Raw genomic sequence first — 1457 nt, 5'->3', positions numbered from 1 at the left:
AGTCATCTGCGTATCTAGCCATGGCATACTGAGTCCGATTTTCATAAGAAATTTTGTTATTCCTTCTCTTTACCTTTCGGTATTTTATGTTGAGAAGTTCTTCTAAACCATCTAGAGCAATATTAGCTAGAACTGGTGATATGACACCACCTTGAGGAGTTCCATCTTCTGATTCATGGAATACATTGTTATCGACGAAACCTGCCTTTAACCATTTTTCCATTACACCTAAAACCGGGAACCCTTTAATTTGTTCCAAAATATAGTCATGGTTTAAGTTATCGAAACAACCTTTAAAGTCTCCCTCAAATATCCAAACCTTCTTATTACCAACAGTGTTATGGATTCTTTCAATTGCATCATGGCAATTTCTTTTAGGTCTAAAACCATAAGAAGTAGGTTCGAATTTGGATTCCCATTGTGGTTCAAGTGCTAACTTGGCAATGTTTTGATAAACTCTATCAATTATTGTCGGTATTCCTAGAGGTCTAAGTTTCCCATTTTTCTTTTTAATGTATGTTCGATACGCCGGCTTTGGTCTATGGCACTTGATATTCATGTCCTTCATTTTATTGTAGAGTTCAACTCTCTCAGGAGGGGTCAATGCTTTATACCCGTCAACCCCAGCCGTTCGTTTACCTTTATTAATTTGGGTAACTCTGCGAATTGAGAGAAGTAGTGCAGCTTGGCTTTTCATTAGTAACCTTTGCAGATTTCTTACTTTACGGATGTCGCTAAGACGTTCGGCATGGAATATTCGTTGTTGTAACTTCTTTACATACTGACTAATATTTAACCAATTAATACTATCCCAATCAGTAATGTATGGTAATGCGGACTTCCTTATAGAAGTGTTCATCGTCTGTTACCATCCTTTTAAAATGTTCAATAACGCTTTATCCCATGTTGCACACCAATTGGAATTCTGCACCCTTTCAGGTTATGTCAGTAGACATTATTCACCCAGTTATTTCCGATTCCTGGTGCCTTTCGACATGGTGACATTTGCTTTCTCCAATCTCCTTTATCCACTTGGGGGATTGGGCTTCGCTTACGCTCGGCTTACCTAAATTAAAGGACCCCAATTGGACTTAACAAGTTTAACTTCTGTCAGATACGAGTAGGTTAGGTTTCCTCAATACACCGATAGGTCTATGGGATGCATGAAAGTATATAGGGGAACATACTTTCCCAACCTATTAAACGTTAGTACAACCGTGTCTTACCTAACGACTGCGGTGACGATGCTTATAAAGATTCACTTATCGTTAACCATACTACTCTTTCCCTGGCCACCGTCTCCATGGACACTACGGTTCCGGTTTGGCACATCCTCATGCAACCCACATTACAATTACTTACAATGCAGTTTCGGAAGGGAATATCCTATGCAACTAGGAAAGTCTTGAATGAGACACTGACATTGCGCGGAAGAAGTCACTTCTTGTCGCACCCCC

1 protein-coding gene is annotated in these 1457 nt (G+C 39.6%); it reads right to left on the bottom strand.

Annotated features, from left to right (window positions below):
* The coding region (locus tag H2672_RS19055) for a reverse transcriptase N-terminal domain-containing protein (RefSeq protein WP_186673976.1) at positions 1 to 859 on the bottom strand (859 nt) is incomplete at its 3' end.
* Positions 860 to 1457: the final 598 nt, after the last annotated feature.

Source organism: Sporosarcina sp. BP05 (assembly GCF_014282005.1).
GTDB lineage: Bacteria > Bacillota > Bacilli > Bacillales_A > Planococcaceae > Sporosarcina.
This window is presented reverse-complemented; position numbering and strand designations above follow the sequence as displayed.